General features: G+C 39.9%; 18 protein-coding genes. 4 read left to right on the plus strand and 14 right to left on the minus strand.

Annotated features, from left to right (window positions below; all coding sequences use genetic code 11):
• Positions 1–17: 17 nt before the first annotated feature.
• The 3 genes from AC2YHV_RS07050 to AC2YHV_RS07060 form a co-directional block, all read right to left on the minus strand.
• The gene (locus tag AC2YHV_RS07050) at positions 18–479 is read right to left on the minus strand and encodes a DUF2690 domain-containing protein (RefSeq protein ID WP_052137328.1); all 462 of its coding nucleotides are present in this window, start codon (positions 477–479) and stop codon (positions 18–20) included.
• Positions 480–849: 370 nt separating this feature from the next.
• Entirely contained in the window at positions 850–1,476 is a 627-nt protein-coding gene (locus tag AC2YHV_RS07055) for an NUDIX hydrolase (RefSeq protein ID WP_095679155.1), read from the minus strand.
• A 39-nt stretch (positions 1,477–1,515) separates the two neighbouring features.
• Complete coding sequence (locus AC2YHV_RS07060) at positions 1,516–1,782, minus strand: transporter suffix domain-containing protein (protein WP_034309540.1); 267 nt, start codon at positions 1,780–1,782, stop codon at positions 1,516–1,518.
• A 217-nt stretch (positions 1,783–1,999) separates the two neighbouring features.
• Here AC2YHV_RS07060 and AC2YHV_RS07065 point away from each other — a divergent pair, with 217 nt between their 5' ends.
• Entirely contained in the window at positions 2,000–2,680 is a 681-nt protein-coding gene (locus tag AC2YHV_RS07065; protein ID WP_487372889.1) for a copper homeostasis protein CutC, read from the plus strand.
• A gap of 248 nt (positions 2,681–2,928) precedes the next feature.
• On the opposite strand, the gene AC2YHV_RS07070 is transcribed toward AC2YHV_RS07065, so the two are convergent.
• The gene (locus tag AC2YHV_RS07070; RefSeq protein WP_487372890.1) at positions 2,929–3,351 is read right to left on the minus strand and encodes a UPF0715 family protein; all 423 of its coding nucleotides are present in this window, start codon (positions 3,349–3,351) and stop codon (positions 2,929–2,931) included.
• An 84-nt stretch (positions 3,352–3,435) separates the two neighbouring features.
• On the opposite strand from AC2YHV_RS07070, the gene AC2YHV_RS07075 reads away from it, so the two are divergent.
• Positions 3,436–3,837, plus strand: coding sequence for a hypothetical protein (locus AC2YHV_RS07075; protein WP_487372891.1), 402 nt, complete (start codon positions 3,436–3,438; stop codon positions 3,835–3,837).
• 82 nt (positions 3,838–3,919) lie between these two features.
• On the opposite strand, the gene AC2YHV_RS07080 is transcribed toward AC2YHV_RS07075, so the two are convergent.
• Both AC2YHV_RS07080 and AC2YHV_RS07085 read right to left on the minus strand, forming a co-directional pair.
• Positions 3,920–4,657, minus strand: coding sequence for a MerR family transcriptional regulator (locus AC2YHV_RS07080; protein WP_487372892.1), 738 nt, complete (start codon positions 4,655–4,657; stop codon positions 3,920–3,922).
• 407 nt (positions 4,658–5,064) lie between these two features.
• On the minus strand, positions 5,065–5,907 hold the full coding sequence (locus AC2YHV_RS07085; protein WP_487372893.1) for a pentapeptide repeat-containing protein: 843 nt from the start codon (positions 5,905–5,907) through the stop codon (positions 5,065–5,067).
• 224 nt (positions 5,908–6,131) lie between these two features.
• Between AC2YHV_RS07085 and yyaC the strand changes: the two genes are divergently transcribed.
• Positions 6,132–6,701 (plus strand): spore protease YyaC, encoded by a 570-nt coding sequence (gene yyaC, locus AC2YHV_RS07090; RefSeq protein WP_487372894.1) that lies wholly within the window; start codon positions 6,132–6,134, stop codon positions 6,699–6,701.
• A 76-nt stretch (positions 6,702–6,777) separates the two neighbouring features.
• Here yyaC and AC2YHV_RS07095 read toward each other — a convergent pair whose 3' ends face one another.
• The 6 genes from AC2YHV_RS07095 to AC2YHV_RS07120 all read right to left on the minus strand — a co-directional run bounded on the left by AC2YHV_RS07095 (position 6,778) and on the right by AC2YHV_RS07120 (position 12,238).
• On the minus strand, positions 6,778–6,924 hold the full coding sequence (locus AC2YHV_RS07095) for a hypothetical protein (protein ID WP_176548666.1): 147 nt from the start codon (positions 6,922–6,924) through the stop codon (positions 6,778–6,780).
• Between the two features lie 63 nt (positions 6,925–6,987).
• The gene (locus tag AC2YHV_RS07100) at positions 6,988–8,289 is read right to left on the minus strand and encodes a CitMHS family transporter (RefSeq protein WP_057276849.1); all 1,302 of its coding nucleotides are present in this window, start codon (positions 8,287–8,289) and stop codon (positions 6,988–6,990) included.
• Between the two features lie 398 nt (positions 8,290–8,687).
• Positions 8,688–9,392, minus strand: coding sequence for a response regulator (locus tag AC2YHV_RS07105; protein WP_057276850.1), 705 nt, complete (start codon positions 9,390–9,392; stop codon positions 8,688–8,690).
• 2 nt (positions 9,393–9,394) lie between these two features.
• Positions 9,395–10,999 carry an ATP-binding protein gene (locus tag AC2YHV_RS07110; protein WP_487372895.1) on the minus strand — a complete coding sequence of 535 codons (1,605 nt, stop codon included), beginning with the start codon at positions 10,997–10,999 and terminating at the stop codon, positions 9,395–9,397.
• Between the two features lie 96 nt (positions 11,000–11,095).
• A complete protein-coding gene (locus AC2YHV_RS07115; RefSeq protein ID WP_487372896.1) occupies positions 11,096–11,554 on the minus strand; it encodes a VOC family protein in 459 nt (152 codons plus the stop codon).
• A 174-nt stretch (positions 11,555–11,728) separates the two neighbouring features.
• Positions 11,729–12,238, minus strand: coding sequence for a GNAT family N-acetyltransferase (locus AC2YHV_RS07120; RefSeq protein ID WP_487372897.1), 510 nt, complete (start codon positions 12,236–12,238; stop codon positions 11,729–11,731).
• Between the two features lie 284 nt (positions 12,239–12,522).
• Between AC2YHV_RS07120 and AC2YHV_RS07125 the strand changes: the two genes are divergently transcribed.
• Complete coding sequence (locus AC2YHV_RS07125) at positions 12,523–13,911, plus strand: L-cystine transporter (RefSeq protein ID WP_072273439.1); 1,389 nt, start codon at positions 12,523–12,525, stop codon at positions 13,909–13,911.
• Between the two features lie 134 nt (positions 13,912–14,045).
• Here AC2YHV_RS07125 and AC2YHV_RS07130 read toward each other — a convergent pair whose 3' ends face one another.
• Complete coding sequence (locus tag AC2YHV_RS07130) at positions 14,046–15,248, minus strand: hypothetical protein (protein ID WP_487372898.1); 1,203 nt, start codon at positions 15,246–15,248, stop codon at positions 14,046–14,048.
• 154 nt (positions 15,249–15,402) lie between these two features.
• A complete protein-coding gene (locus AC2YHV_RS07135; protein WP_057276856.1) occupies positions 15,403–16,059 on the minus strand; it encodes a phosphatase PAP2 family protein in 657 nt (218 codons plus the stop codon).
• Positions 16,060–16,063 lie beyond the last annotated feature (4 nt).

Genomic DNA, 16,063 nt, shown 5'->3' on the forward strand with positions numbered 1-16,063 from the left:
AGGTTTTTCTTTTTTCATTAATACCAGTCGGTTTCACCTGCTGTATATGGCCAAAAGGCTACCGCTTTTGCTTTACGCGGATCTAAATCATATACCATCGGTGTATAGCATGACGTTTGACCTTTATTTATTTCACCATTTCCTCCGGGAGATGCACAGCTGAATTGTTTATTATCAGTATTGCGGACAACCAATGCCGTTGCCTCACCATCTGCTTTAGCCGGTCTGCTTAGAGTGATCTTCGCCCAGGCGGTTTTACAGACAGTGCTGAATTTCAACTCCAAATTGGCAGAACCGCCATTGGCATAAATTTTCACCGACTTCTTCGTGACAGCGCTATTCGCACAACTATTATAGTAAGGACTTTTTCCATCATAGGTGTGTGTTTCGGCTGAAGCTTTGTTCGCAAAAGAATCAAGGGAGCCAAAAAGGACTAAAGAAGCTACAAAAAATGAAATGCATAAAACCATTTTTTTCATTATTTCACTCATCCCCTTAACAAAATTTATACACTGTTCATCTTACAATTTTGTAATATTCTTACAAGTGATAAATTCCCTAGTTCATGAAAAACTAAATCCCCGCCTTTACGATGCAGCCTGGCATCATCATTACAGTCTGGTATGTCTTGCTTTATCAGCTGAATCATCACAGAGACAAAGTCATTATCCCTATGAGCCATTCAGGGCAAAATAAGGTAACTAAGAACTTATGAGTATCAAGCTGGGACAAAACGAGCCAATAGGCTGCCGTTGATCGGGAAAGATACAGGTCGATATACTTAATGTTTTTTTCAAGAAAAAAGAAAAGCCCCGACAAAACTCGAATCGTTTTGTCAGGGCTTTAAATTCAATTAGCGAGGTTTTCTCTGATCAATCTAATGATGTTATCATAATAGGAACGATCATGCGGAACGAACTCATTCCGTCCAACAAATCGATCGATCATCATCCTGCGGCCTTCGTGATTCATTTCAAATCCCTTAATATTCACTTTGTCCTTCGCTTCGGTCCAAAGCTCTTCGAAGTCAGTCAGCACAACCTTCACCATTCCGGAAACCTCTTCTGGCTGCAGGGTGAAATCATCGAAGCTATGTGCACGTTCATATAGAAAGACGTTTGCCAGTTCTTTGTCGATGAAACCTTCTTTCGTTTGATGGTATTCAATAATCCCTAATGGAACCAACTCGTCAAAGGAAACGTCAATGCCTAGCTCTTCTTTAATCTCCCTTACTCCGTCGTATACCGTTTCATGTGCCAGTAAATGGCCGGCAGCCGTAATATCCCATAGATTCGGATAATCTTTTTTCATCGCACAACGATGCTGAAGATATAGATAATCCACGCCCGCTTCCGAACTTGCGAACCAGCAATGGAAAACCTCATGCCAATGTCCCAATCTATGTACTTCCTCTCGCGAAGCCACACCGGTTTGAATGCGATTGGAATCGAAAACTTTCAACAACTCAGTTTCCATTTGAGCTTCACTCCCAGCCCTTTTTTATAAAAAACAGCTTCAGCCTTTTTCTTTTCTCCAATTTTTCGGGTTTAAATAGCCTTTATATTTAGCGGCCACTTCTTTCCCGACCAAAAGCGCACCTGCCCAAAACATCACTTCCGCAAAGACAATCGCACCTGTTATGACCCCAGCCTTAACCGCAGTCGAAAATGGCGTAAAAGGAGCCGCGACAGGAATGATCCAAGTGAGAAGGGAAATGATTAGGAACCCCATCCCAACTTTGTAAAATCTCGATTTCTTTATTTCCTTACTTTCTTTATCCAATTAAATAACCTCCGTCATGATATTTTCATTTAATTACCCCGCCGAACAAATATACCATTGAATGTATTCTTTTTTTATACGTTTGAATGTTCATTTCGTTTCATAAATTTGAGAAATAAAGATATTCCATTTGAGGAAAACTATTAATGAATTGACTTTGCGATTTTTAATGGATTTAATATTCATATAACACTTGCATGCAGGAAAGGAAAATCCAATGTACATTGAATTCATTGCCACAACGATAGAAGATGCCCTTATAATCGAAGAATCGGGAGCAGACCGAATCGAGCTTGTCAGTTCTTTAGCCGAGGGTGGATTAACTCCAAGCCACGCCCTGATAGAAGCTGTCGTCCATTCAGTGAAGATACCAGTCAACGTGATGGTAAGGCCTCATAGCCAATCTTTTTGCTATACGCAAAAGGATTTGGAAATCATGAAAAAAGATATCCAAATCATTCGATCACTAGGAGCGAACGGGGTCGTATTAGGTGCATTAAATGAAAAAAATGAAATCAATCGACCATACCTCGAAGAACTATTGACCGTATGTGAAGGTTTGGAGATTACATTCCACCGAGCCATCGATGATACGCACGACCCTGTCATTTCAGCTGAAATGCTAGCCAAATATCCAGAAATCACTACGATATTGACCTCAGGCGGGCATGGGGATTTCCCTAGCCGCATGAAAACGATTCAACAAATGAAAAGAGTCTGCGGCGACATAGCCATACTGGTTGGAAGCGGATTGAATAAGGAAAATATCCTTTCTATCCATTCCGAACTGCATACCGGTCACTATCATTTCGGTACGGCTGTTCGAAAAAACAACAGTATCATCGAAGGAGTTACATTAGAAAAAGCTAAAGAAATCGTAAACTTGCTAAAGAAATAATGTTGGAAGGGACCATTTCTTTGGTCTCTTCAGTTTATAGACAAAAGGGGTTCTATCTAAATTTAAATCAAAGTTGATGGAACGGAAGGTGCGAGACTCCTGCGGGAAAAGCGCGTCCAGGGGAGACCCCGCAGGCGAAAGGCGCCGAGGAGGCTCCCGGACCGCCCGCGGAAAGCGAGTGCCAGGAGTGGAAATCAACGTTCAAATTTGTCTACAGTCTAAAGGGACCATTTCTTCTTTGGTCCCTTTTATGATGCAGATCTCTTTTTTTGTAAAAAGACCGAGTCCCAAAACCAAAAAAACAGTGCCGCTAAAAGGCTGATTGCATAGTAATTCTTTGTAGTCAAAATATCCATGCTGAAGTCAAAATTAAGCACCGAACTATAAATGAATACGGCCGGCAAAGAGAAAAAAATATAAAGGCAAAAATAGATTACACTGAATTTTTTAGGATGTTTATTGAAAAGGACCTGTACCGGAACAGCAAATAATAAATACGGGATGACGACATAAAAAGAAAACACGATAATGCCAATCACCCCCCAGGTATCCAGGCTGAATACAACCAACACCGTCGAAAGCGACAGACAGGAAGAAACTAGACTAAAAAAATAATACGGAATCAAATCGCTTAGCTCCGAAACCTTTTGACTGACTTTCCAAAGTTCCATTTTAACCAATACCTCGCAGTCTACCATAATATAATGGGAATTTTTACATAATCATTATACTATATAAAATGGAGGTGTTTTTATTTGGAGCTATATATCGAATTATTCGTGTTTCTGGCCATCATCTTTATAATCGTCCTTTCCAATAGATTCATACCCTGGTTGGTAAAAGCCGCCATTATCGTTTATTACTCTGTCATTTCCTATATCTTCATTACCACAAAAAATAAAATTGATGAACGGTATGAAAATATCACTCCTGTGCCTGACGCCTACTGGGATAAAAATTCAGCCTGGGTTGACACGATGACTGGTTATTATTCATGGTCCTTTTTAATCATTCTCCTGTACATTTATTTTAAATGGTTCATAAGTGTGAAAAGTAAGGAAGCGAAGGGATGGGTGCTAATTAGTTTCATTCCAGCATTGGCCATTTTTTTACTTTCCATATTCATATTCAACTTTTCATACGGGTATAGACCATAGGGGTTGGCTATTGCCATATCCAGCTCCAAAAAAAGAAGGTTGCCGGGGCAGCCTTCCTTCATGTATTTCTCAATCTCGAGATTTAATTTTTGTTAGCATCAGCAAAATGCCCCATCGCATCACACATGAATTTTGCCAATCCTTCACCGTATTGATCGATATTTTTGGTGAAGCGTTGATCCTCCACGTACATTTGACCTAATCCTTTGAAAGCATCCAGCCTGTATGTGCCGAAGTTATTGTTCAAACAATCATACCATTCTTTAATGACCTCTTGTGCCTCCTCCGACTTAGGCGAAGCATCTCGGATTGCCGCAAGTTTTAAATAGATCTCCGAAACAACTTTCTCTGCATCTTTGGACATGCCCGCCACTTTAGCCTTCGACTCATCGACAGCTTTATCCCCCCAAAGCTTGCGAGCCTCTTCTTCATATGGATTCTGACTGAAGTCAAATCCTTCAAATTTCTCTTTGTTCGTCATCTGAATTTCCCCTTTCATATGCTTAATCGATTTTTCGACCGTCTTAATTAATTTATCGAGCTGACTGCGTTTCTCCAGTAACATTTTTTGATGTTGCTTTAACGCATCTTGTTTATCAAACGAAGAGCTGTTTATCATTTGTTTTATTTCCTTTAATGGCATGCCAAGTTCCCTGAAAAACAGGATTTGCTGCAACATCTCAAGATTATCATTTGAATAAAGGCGATAACCTGCATCGGTTATTTCCTCCGGCGATAATAACCCGATTTCATCATAATAATGCAGTGTCCGCACACTAATGCCAACCAAATCGGCTAGCTCCTTCACTTTCATTGCCACTGCTTCTTACCTCCTTTCGATATCAATTACATTAAGGTATCACGCAACGTCAGAGTCAAAGGAAAAATGAACATTTCCCGCCCAAATGTAAAAGACGATCCTTCCAAATGAAGAATCGCTGTTGGTAGAGTTCACTCTCTGTAAAAACTTCGGATTAAAGCCCAATCCAATTTACTTGTCCGCTATTGATGTTCATGCACTATGTAGTAAATTTCCCATTACTCGTAAGTTTTACGCATTTACTCGCGAGTTTCGCGCTTTTACTCGTGAGTTTCACGCTTTTACTCGTGAGTTTTACGCTTTTACTCGTGAGTTTGGCGCTTTTACTCGTGAATTTCACGCTTTTACTCGCGAGTTTTACGCTTTTACTCGTGAGTTTGGGCTTTACTCATGAATGAAACATTCTTCTACCTCCAATGATCGGGAATTCTTAATGAGTGCGGTAATTTTGTCTTCGTGTCGCCTTTAGCCGAGTTAATCTGTGCTTGTGTGATGAAGAAACTGCCGGTGAGATCGGCACCGCTTAAATCAGCGTCCCTAAAGTCTGCACCGATCAGGTCCGTCACTCTCATGTCGGCTTCCCTGAGGTCGGATGCAATAAGCAAAGCCCCTCTTAAGTTCACTCCCCTAAGGTCTGCACCTCTCAATTTTGCACCGATCAGGTCACTTCCCCTACCTATTTTGTTCGGCTTTTTCTTATTTTTCTTAATTGAAACCTTTGCACGTACCATTTCACTTGTGCGCAGGAGTAAATCGTTAACGATCATTCTATGAGCTGGTACATTCAGGTCCATGATAGACTTTGGACTTTGTTTAGTGAGGTATTCCGTGTCTTCAAAAGCGGCCTGCAATTCTCGGTGAAGAGGTTGGGCATCTTCTAAATTAAGTGCTTCATTTAAGTAGCAAAGCATTTCATGCAGTTGTTGCATAATTGGAAAAACTTCGAACATTTCCTTTGCTGATGCGGGGTTGTCCCTCCAATCGTTTCCATCATAGGTGAGCTGGGATACCTTTTGACCGGCACCGAAGCATTCATATACCGTGCAGCCTTTATACCCTTTTGCTCGAAGATTTTCATGGATGCCGCAACGATAATCGGATTGAAGGTTTGAACATGGTGTACCTCCATCTTTATCAAATGCAAAATCAGCAGACTTTGCATAAGGCAATGCTACACAGCACAAACCAAAACAATTCTCACAGTCTGCACGTAATTGATTATGGATACTTTCATTATTCGTTACTTGCATTCTTACACTTCCTTCTATAAAACACTGGCTCTGCCTTTTTTAAAATCAAAAGTTTCATACAGTATATTTTTTTGTTTTCATTTTATCAAAAAAACCAATTAATCTATATATTAACAAAATACAAATAAACAAGAAATCTGAAATTAATCATTAGAGGGAAGCAAGTGATTTCCATAATCATGTTATACTTTATTCAAGATTACGGTACTCTAGGGGGTGTAGGCATGTATCCTTTTGGTGGCAGGAAAAATGGGGAGACAAAAAAAGAAATGCAGGATTGCAACTACACGTTGGATACAGAAGGAGAAATGGACGAAATGTCTTTTCGGATCGCAGGAGTTCTTCGGTCAACGTCCAAAGAGATCATCTTTTTATGTATTGGCTCAGATAGATCCACCGGAGATTCATTCGGGCCTTTAGTAGGGACTATGCTAAGAGAAAACCAAGTCCCTCATCATGTCTTCGGAACACTCGCAGAACCTGTTCACGCCCATAATTTGAAAAGTGTTTTGAAAGAAATAAAAAAGCAATTTAAAAATCCCTTTATTTTTGGCATCGATGCTTGTTTGGGCGGTTATCATCAAATCGGTTCTATCATTCTGACAAAAGGTCCTTTTAGCCCTGGTGAAGCGATGAATAAACCCTTACCTGAATTGGGTGATTATCACCTAAAGGCCGTCGTAAATTATTTAGATCCCCTTTTGCCCAAACAATCTCTAAATGAAACAAGACTGGATACTGTCATGAATCTGGCGAAGATTACCACAAGAATCATTGTTAAAAGTTCAAAATAGTGAGAAAACCCCAATAAAGCCTAAGCTTTTTCGGGGTAAACAATGAAATGCATAGTCTTGAAGGACATTGCTATCATCATGCTAAACCTGGATCATTAAAGTAAATAACTTCTGAAAGAAACTTATTGCCCTGAATATTACAGAATACGTCCCTTGCTGCTTGTTCTGTTTCAAATTCATACATTACAATATCTCTGCTTTTATAGAGTGTGATGATCCACATTGAAATCCTCCATTATAAAATATCGATTTGCCGATCTGCACGATAGAGTAACCATTCCTTTTACTAAATGACTCCCAGGATTATCGCCGCTATTGTCATGACCGTGACAGTCCCTAATGCCCATTTCACGGCAAACCGCTGTAAATCACCGAAGTCAGTGCCAACTAAACCTATTAGCAAATGTGCTGCAGCTACCAAAGGACTCAATACGTGTATCGGCTGCCCTATTAATGAGGCGCGCCCTATTTCTGCCGCGCTAATTCCATAAGCATCAGCGGCTTGTGCGATAATGGGAAGTACGCCAAAATAGAATGCATTATTTGACATAAAGAAAGTAAAAGGGGCACTTGCATACGCAACAATAACCGGTAAAAATGGTCCGAAAGATTCCGGGATAAAAGAGACCAACGTAATGGCCATTGCATCAATCATTTTCGTTCCAGACATGATGCCGGTAAAAATCCCGGCTGCAATGACAATTGAAACGACGGCCAAGGCATTTTTCGAATGAACGGCGATTCTATCCTGCTGATCTTTCAAATCAGGATAATTGACCAATAACGCGATGGCGAAAGCAATCATGAATAAAATGGTCAAAGACATAAAATCAATGATTAATGATGCCATGAGCACAATCGTTAAAATGAAGTTGAACCAGACCAATTTCGGCCTGCGATAATCACGGGAAACCGTTGTTGCCGCTAACTCGGAATTGGCCTCCGAGTTTGTGTGATCATGCTGGATCTCCACTACGCCCAATCTCTTTCGTTCCCCTTTTCCCAATATAAAAGCCACGACAAGAACCCAAATCAGGCCAAATCCCATGACAGGAATCATTGGCAAGAACAATTCCGATGCGTCAAGGTTCAACGATGCCATCGCCATGGCGGAAGCTCCCCCCCATGGTGTCATATTCATTACACCCATGGATAGCATCGCTACAGTGGCTAATATGATTTTGTTCATGCCCAGACGCTTATAAAGGGGTAAAAGCGCTGAGACAGTAATGATGTAAGTAGTTGTCCCGTCCCCATCCAATGCGACGGTCATTGAGAGAATAGCGGTTCCTACAACTATTTTTAAAGGATCTCCTTTTACTATTTTCAATATTTTAGAAATAAGCGGATCAAATAGACCGGAATCTATCATTATTCCAAAATATAAAATCGCAAACAAAATCATTATGGCAGTTGAAGCTATCCCTTCAACACCCTCCTGCATCATGGGTCCCAGCTCTGTAAAAAATCCTCCAATCACTCCAAATATGATGGGAACGAGCATAATGGCCACTAGTGCCGATAGTCGCTTCGACATAATTAAATACATGAATACTGCAATCATCGAAAATCCTAAAATGGATAACATTTTCAAGCCCCCTTCTGTTTATCACCATCTTGTTTTGATAGCGCTTTCTTTAGAGACTATCATCCATTAAGCCTTAGTCACATATAAAGAAAGTAATAAGAGTTTTTTTCATTTTTTTCACGCCTGAAAAAGAAAGGCTGTTTTCGCATACTTTGTTGCTATTTACGACGTAGTGCAGTGTGGTTGATTTCCCCTCCAGGTGCTCGCTTTCCTTGGTGCGGGCGGTGAGCCTCCTCGGCGTATACGCCAGTGGGGTCTCCTGTCCCGCTGCTCCCGCAGGAGTCTCGCACTTCCGCTCCAATCAACCTAAAATAGTTTCGCTTTAAAAACAACAATCTTTACGAAAAGAGCCAAAAGAAAAAACCCCATTGATGAAAACGAATTTCATCAACTGGGATTTACATGTGTTTTATTTTATATTTTCTTTCAGGCCTTCCAACACTTCCATACAAAACCTCAACTTCCATTTCATTACAGGAAACTAAATACTCCAGGTATCTGCGCATGGTTGAATAACTTATTCCAACAAGTTGACCTAGTTCATCCGCGTTTAAACTGCCATTGACGTTTTGAATCTTGCTTCTGACCATTTTCAGGGTATGTTTGTCTATCCCCTTGGGAAGAGAATTCATTTGGACATCATTTGCTGTATTTGAATTACTTATGGTCCGAAAAAGAGTATCCACTTTATCTTGATTTACTAAATTGCCATTATGCAGCTGCCGTCTCGTCATGTCGTATTGGTTGAGCGTCGCAAGAAGCTTATCGATAATGATCGGTTTTATAAGGTAACCAAAAGCCCCTCCCCTAATTGCTTCACTGACTGTTTCGGTATCATTCGCGGCGGTGATCAGAATTACATCAATCCCCCTGTATTCCCTCCTAATTTCCCGAAGAAGGTCAATTCCATTCATATCAGGTAAAAAGATATCCAATAAAATTAGGTCAGGTTGTGCGGCATGCAGTATATTCAGCGCTTGCTTGCCTGTGCTAGCTGTAGCAATGACAGTAAATTGATCTAGTTGATTCGTAAATTGTTTATATATATTCACTGCATTCTCGTCATCTTCAACAATGACAACTGTGATCGGTCCTTTGGACATTCTCACGCCTCCTTTTCTCCTTTTATATCCTTCGGGAAGACGAGTGTAAATCTTGCTCCCCCCAAATAACTGCGATCAATATAAATCTCACCGCTTAAAAGACCAATGGAGTTTTTCACAATGGCCAAACCGATTCCATGATTTTCCCCATTTTTAGTCGTATAACCATCTGTAAAAATAATATCCTCCATTGCATGAGGGATACCAGGACCGTTATCCTCGATATCAAATATGATTTCGTTTCCTAAATCCGTAAACGAAACTTTGACCTTTCCCTTATTTTTGTTCTTTTGCCTTGCTGCCTCCATCGCATTATCGATGATATTGCCAATAACGGAAACCAAGTGATGGGAATCCTCAGGTTTTAATGTACTGTTTAAATTGCTTTCCTGCTCGATTTCTAAGATAACCTGCAATTCTTTTGAACGGTTTATCTTTCCAAGTAAACAGGCAGCGATTAAAGGATCTTTTACCGATGACATAAGAAACGAAATGATATCTTGCCTCTCTCTCACTTCAGAAGAGATGATGTTCATTGCCCTATCATACTGTTTTAAACTAAGTAATCCATAAATGGTATTTAATTTATTTAAAAACTCATGATTTTGTGCCCGCATATTTTCTGAAAAGGCCTTGATTTCTGAAAATTCATCTGTTAATTGTTCAATTTCGGATACTGTCCTTATTGTTAAAACGATGCCCCTGACGTCCTTATGATTTAAGATAGGGGATAAATCCAAAATGTATAGCTGTTGGCCTAAGAGTAACTTACGATTGAACTGTCCTTCTTTTGTGCTGATTACAATTTTGATGAGTTTTTCTAAATGTCCATTTACAATCCGCTTTCCCACCATAAGCTGATGATCATGAAACAATTCACGTGCTCTTTTATTCATGGAAGTAACCTGTTTTTCTATATTAATCGTAATGGTAGCATATCGGATGGCATCAAGTGTCGCTTCCCTTTCTTGAAAAAGAAAAGAAATTTCCTCAGGCTCCAGACCCAAAATAAGCTTTTTTAAGCGTCGCGCTATAAATATTGCCCACACGATCCCTACACTGATTGGGATAAGTGACAAATGAATAATCTTCATTTTATAATTGGATAGCTGATCTTGCACATTCTCTACCAAAAACCCTACAGATGAAACACCGATAACTTCCCCTTTATCATTCCAGATTGGCGCCTTAGCTTTAATCGCTGGTCCCGATATCCCATTTCCTTGATAAATAATTGCTTTGTGTTCATTGAGTACAGCATCATTACTAGTAGCCGTGGGCTTTCCGATATATTCTGGATTGGGATGAGAGTATCGCAGTCCTTTATGATTCGCAATGGTTACATAATCGGCCCCTGTTGTTTGACGAATCAGTTCTGATGCGGGTTGAATCACCTTTGAGGGCTGTTCATCGTTAAATCCCTGGATGATCGTTGGATTTTGAGCGGCTAATTTGGCAACCGTCATTGCTTGCTTACCCATATGGTTTTCGACGATGTCTTCCAGCAGTGTAGAGAATAGAATGCTCACAAGTAAGGTACTGATGAAAACTACGAATATGATAAGCAATGTCATTTGAGTTAATAAGTTCACTCTAATTTTAAACATCTACATTTATACCCTAAGCCTTTCCATATTGATTGCTCATACTTCTATAAAAAATTAATGATTGAGACTGGGCGGGGAAATTTCCCTTTACAAAGTTCACCTGGTTAATAGTTCTTCCCATTCTTCAAGCGAAAGTTTTTCGGTCATATGCTTATATGCATCAGGGACTTTTATCGAACACATAAGTTCGAGACTATTGCCATCGGGATCATTGAAATAGACGGAAGCGTTTCCTTGGTTCGGCCTTACAAATGGTTCAATCGTTGTCCTTTTTCCAAAAGGGACGACTTCAATTTGCAAGGATTTGAGCCAAGTTAATGCATTTTTCATATTATCATAAGTTACCCGAAAGGCGATATGCCTTAGTGAAGGGTGGTATGGAGTTTGATATTCCTTCCCTTCCCATAAGCCGACCCAGCTTTTGTTTTCCTCAATCCAAAAGAAGGCAGTATCTTCATCCCTCCAAGCTAGCTTCAAGCCTATTTTCTTATAAAAATCCATGGAGATGTCCACGTTCTTGACTGGTAAATGGGCTTCATATAAACCTTCTATCATATTGGATTCTCCTTTCTTCTTTTAAGTAAACGAACTCTTTTGCAGAGAAAATATCTCGCAATTATCTATCCTCGGTTAGTTTAAAGGGAAGGTCCTTTCTGTGACAGCCGCTACCTCCCCCTCTTTTCACAATTAAAAAATGGAATGCGTTCTATTATATAGAAGGAATTGGATTTAAAGGTTCCTACGATAATGGAAGAATGTTAGCTTTTGACCCGAATCCGCACCAATTTCCTCATTAATCGAAATCCGTTCAAAACCGTTTTTCACCAAAACCTTTTGGGAGGCGATATTGTCACTTGTCGTTTTGGCCTGTATTTGCGTCACATTCAAATCCGGCGCCAGCTTCATCAAAAGCTTTAAAGCTTCATTCGCAATCCCTTTTTGCGTAGACGCTTCACCGATTCTATAACCGACATGAGCCGTACCCTTAATGGGGTCGATATCCACAAGATTAATCCTGCCGACGATTATGCCTGAACCATCCTTAATCAAATAAAAAGAGGAGATGGCCTCTTCTTGTTCTTTTAATAATTCCTTATGCCTGATTCCAAACGTTCCAAAGCTATAATAATCATCACCCCGTCCCGGGACCGTTTGTTCGAAAAACCTTCTATTAGTGCATTCAAATGCAAATAACGCTTGTGCATCCCGTTCATTAAGCCTGTCAATATATATATCCATCATTCTTCCACCCTTTCAAAAAAAACGCTAGGCATATATCATTCAAGAAAACAAAGGGCTTATCCTTCCTGATAAATAGATAGATGAAGATTTGTACCCTGGCTTGATCCAGCATCCCTTTATTGTTCCCTCAAATCCAGCTCCTGAATAAAGATAAATACATGAATTACTTGAAAAGTCAAAAATAAATTATTTTCTTCTGGTAAAAAATCAACGGATGATGTATCATAGGCTTCAGATATTTATTATTCTCATTTGGTTAATCGGAATTAGGAGGAATATATATGATTGGTTATGTGTTTTTAAATCTTGCCATAATGCTCGTTCTTTTAGGCGTTTTATTTTACATGAATAAGAAGCATATTTCCTTTACAAAAAGGGTCTTTACTGGACTTGGTTTAGGAATTGTATTCGGACTTCTTTTGCAGTATTTCTATGAACCTCAGTCAGAGGCAATCGTTAAATCGGTCGATTGGTTTAACATTGTAGGTTCCGGCTATGTCAAGTTCCTGCAAATGATCGTCATGCCGCTTGTCTTCATTTCAATCTTATCCGCATTCACAAGATTGAAACTGACTAGCAATATTGGAAAAATCAGTGTCCTGATCATCGGAATCCTGCTTGGAACGACTGCGATTGCAGCTGCTGTCGGAATCACCTCGGCAACTGTATTCAATTTGGAAGCCGTTCAAATTGAGCAAGGGGAAGCGGAGTTAAGCCGCGGGGATCAAATATCGGAAACATACGGTACGATTCAGGATAAAACGATGCCGCAGCAAATTCTTGAATTGATTCCGTCCAATCCGTTCCTTGATTTAACGGGTGCACGTCCGACATCAACCATTTCCGTTGTAATTTTTGCTGCATTTCTTGGGATTGCCTATTTAGGAGTCAAAAGGAAACAGCCTGAACACGCTGAATTTTTTGCTAAAATAGTAGATACATTGCACAGCATCATCATGCGCGTAGTAACATTGATTCTGCGTTTAACACCTTACGGGATCTTGGCGATCATGACGAAGACGGTAGCTACGAGTGATTTGGATGCCATCCTGAAATTAGGGAAATTCGTAGGTGCCTCATATGTGGCCCTGATTGTCATGTTCCTCATCCATTTGCTATTGCTGATGCTTGCAGGATTGAATCCAATCGTATATTTGAGAAAAGCTTTCCCAGTATTATCGTTTGCCTTCACTTCAAGAACAAGTGCTGGCGCCCTGCCATTGAACATCCAAACACAGAAACAACTAGGGGTGTCCGAAGGTATTGCCAACTTTGCCGGATCCTTCGGCTTGTCGATCGGTCAAAACGGCTGTGCCGGAATCTATCCGGCCATGTTAGCGGTGATGATCGCTCCAACGGTTGGGATCAACCCGCTAGACCCTTCCTTTATCGCCATGTTGATTGCCATCGTGGCCATTAGTTCATTCGGGGTTGCAGGTGTAGGCGGAGGAGCAACATTCGCTGCCATCCTTGTATTATCTGCAATGAACCTGCCAATCGCCTTGGCCGGCCTGTTGATTTCCGTCGAGCCATTGATCGATATGGGAAGAACGGCCGTGAATGTCAGCGGAAGCATGACTTCCGGTATTCTGACTAGTAAAATAACGGGCGACCTGGATAAAGAACAGTTCAGCGAAGAATCATCTTTGAAAATTGAAGCTGAAATGTAAAAGAAAAAAGCATCGGACTTCCTGTCATGGGAGGTTCGATGCTTTTTTATAGGCTGTACATTCAATTCAAGCAAAATTCTTGGTGCAAAAAGGAAGGGATTGATGCTTGAAACCCAGATTAGATAAAATTCAGTTTAAATAAGTACATGCCAGATATTTTCTTGTTTCTTATATCTTCCCTTTATTTCTCCAACGCCATCAATGGTTAGCGAAGCATTGGTTTCAGAGGGTTCATTCTCTACTATCAGATGTAATTTATTTATGTTTTGAATTCCATGATCAACATGGGCAATAACCGGTTGTTGAATAAGAAAATCTTCATTGTTCATCCTTACTTTTATAAAGCTCTTATGTAACAGTCTATCTTCTAATGGGATGATATTCATCGGGTCAAAGGATTTAGCAGTCATTTTCCCTTCAATATATAAATGAATGCCTGCTTGTTCATTAAACTCTTCAAATGCTTTCATTCTCTTTTCCAGGGCAAAATTAACGACTTCCTCTGTTTCAGGACTTATCTTCACATCAGCCATTGAATCTTCTATATCATCACCGGACTGCTGTTTTAATAGGTCATATAATGTATCTTCTCTATCAAAAAAACTTTCCATCCAGCCTGGTGAAAGCTCCTCCAGTAACAAACACATACACAACCCGGAGCTATAACAACTACTTCTAATACTAGAAGTGGATTCATACTTGTTTATTAGCTGTTGTGCATACTTTTTTAAAACTGAATCGTAATCAAGCGGGCTTTTCTCCGAGTAAGCCTTCAATTCGACATACCACGCAGGTCCCTCGATGGTTTCAATCAAATTTTCATATGTCAGGTACTCATCAATCTTGGCTGCTCTTTTTTCCCTTAGGGCAATGAAGGCATTAAGGTATTGTTTCTTGTTAATTAGGTCATTTTCCAACATTGCACAATAAAGATTTGTTCGTTCCTGATTTCTTAATTCCACATTTTCTTTTGACAACGGATATGTGATTCCCAGCATTTCATCGGGAAACCGTTTTTCATCCTTTATAAATTGATAGCCGTGAAACAATTCATGAACCGCTATTGAAAACAAACCTTCATATTCCTTATAGTGATCCATATTAACAATTGCAGTGGGATATTCTTCATACATAATGATTGTGTCAGCAGTAAACTCGGTATCCCACTTTAAAATATGATATGTACATTTTGGATTGTTACTGTATTTAGGATGATTAAATAGATAAACATTACTTCTATCATATAATGCATAGGCAACAAGTTCAAAACCCGGCCAATAATTTTCCAACTTTGCTTTAACCAATTCTTCAGCCATTCGATCAAGATGATGAGGCATTCTTTTCCTCCCTCCACTGTTTCCATTCAATTAAAAACATAATATCATATACGATTTACATAAATGCCCAATTTTTTCAATAAAAAAAACAAAAAGCCACTGTAACATATCAACTCATGAGAGCGAATATTCTTACAGTGGCTTTTTCCTGTGGTCACTTTTTAATTTGCCTCGCTGCGTAATGGTTTGCCTGAAAACCAGGTAGCGCATGGAAGGTATACTGGACGGCTGCATATACACCGCATGCTAGGAGGATTCCTGCGAGTGCATCCAATACAGCATGCTGTTTCGTAAATAGCGTGGAGAGGATGATCAGTGTTCCGAATGCAGTGACACTGGCATACTCCCATTTGTGCTCTTCTTTCCGCTTATGGGCGACGATCATCATGATGAATGTGGTCAGTACATGAATACTGGGAAGGCAGTTGACAGGTTGATCATGACTATAGATGAGCCGCATTAACTGGGCAAAGATATCGTTGCCCACGACTTCTGGACGCGGAACTGTCGTTTGCCAAAGGCAATATACAAGAAAACAGAGAAGTTTCCCCGATATCAAACTGCCTAATCCGACGAAATAGTGCTTTCGGTCAACAAAGCAATAGTAAATCAGCAATCCATAAATATACGGATACCAAAGTAAATAAGGAACGGCAAATTCTTTAATAAAGGGAATCTCCCTATCTATTATAGTCGTAACATCGACAGCATGACCTGAAGATTGATTGATGATTGAATAGATGGAACTAGTAATCATCAAAAGTAATAAATAATATAACGGGTGAAAGGATAGTATGGAATTGTTTTTCATAGCT

It is taken from the genome of Peribacillus sp. SRI_006 (genome assembly GCF_057586375.1).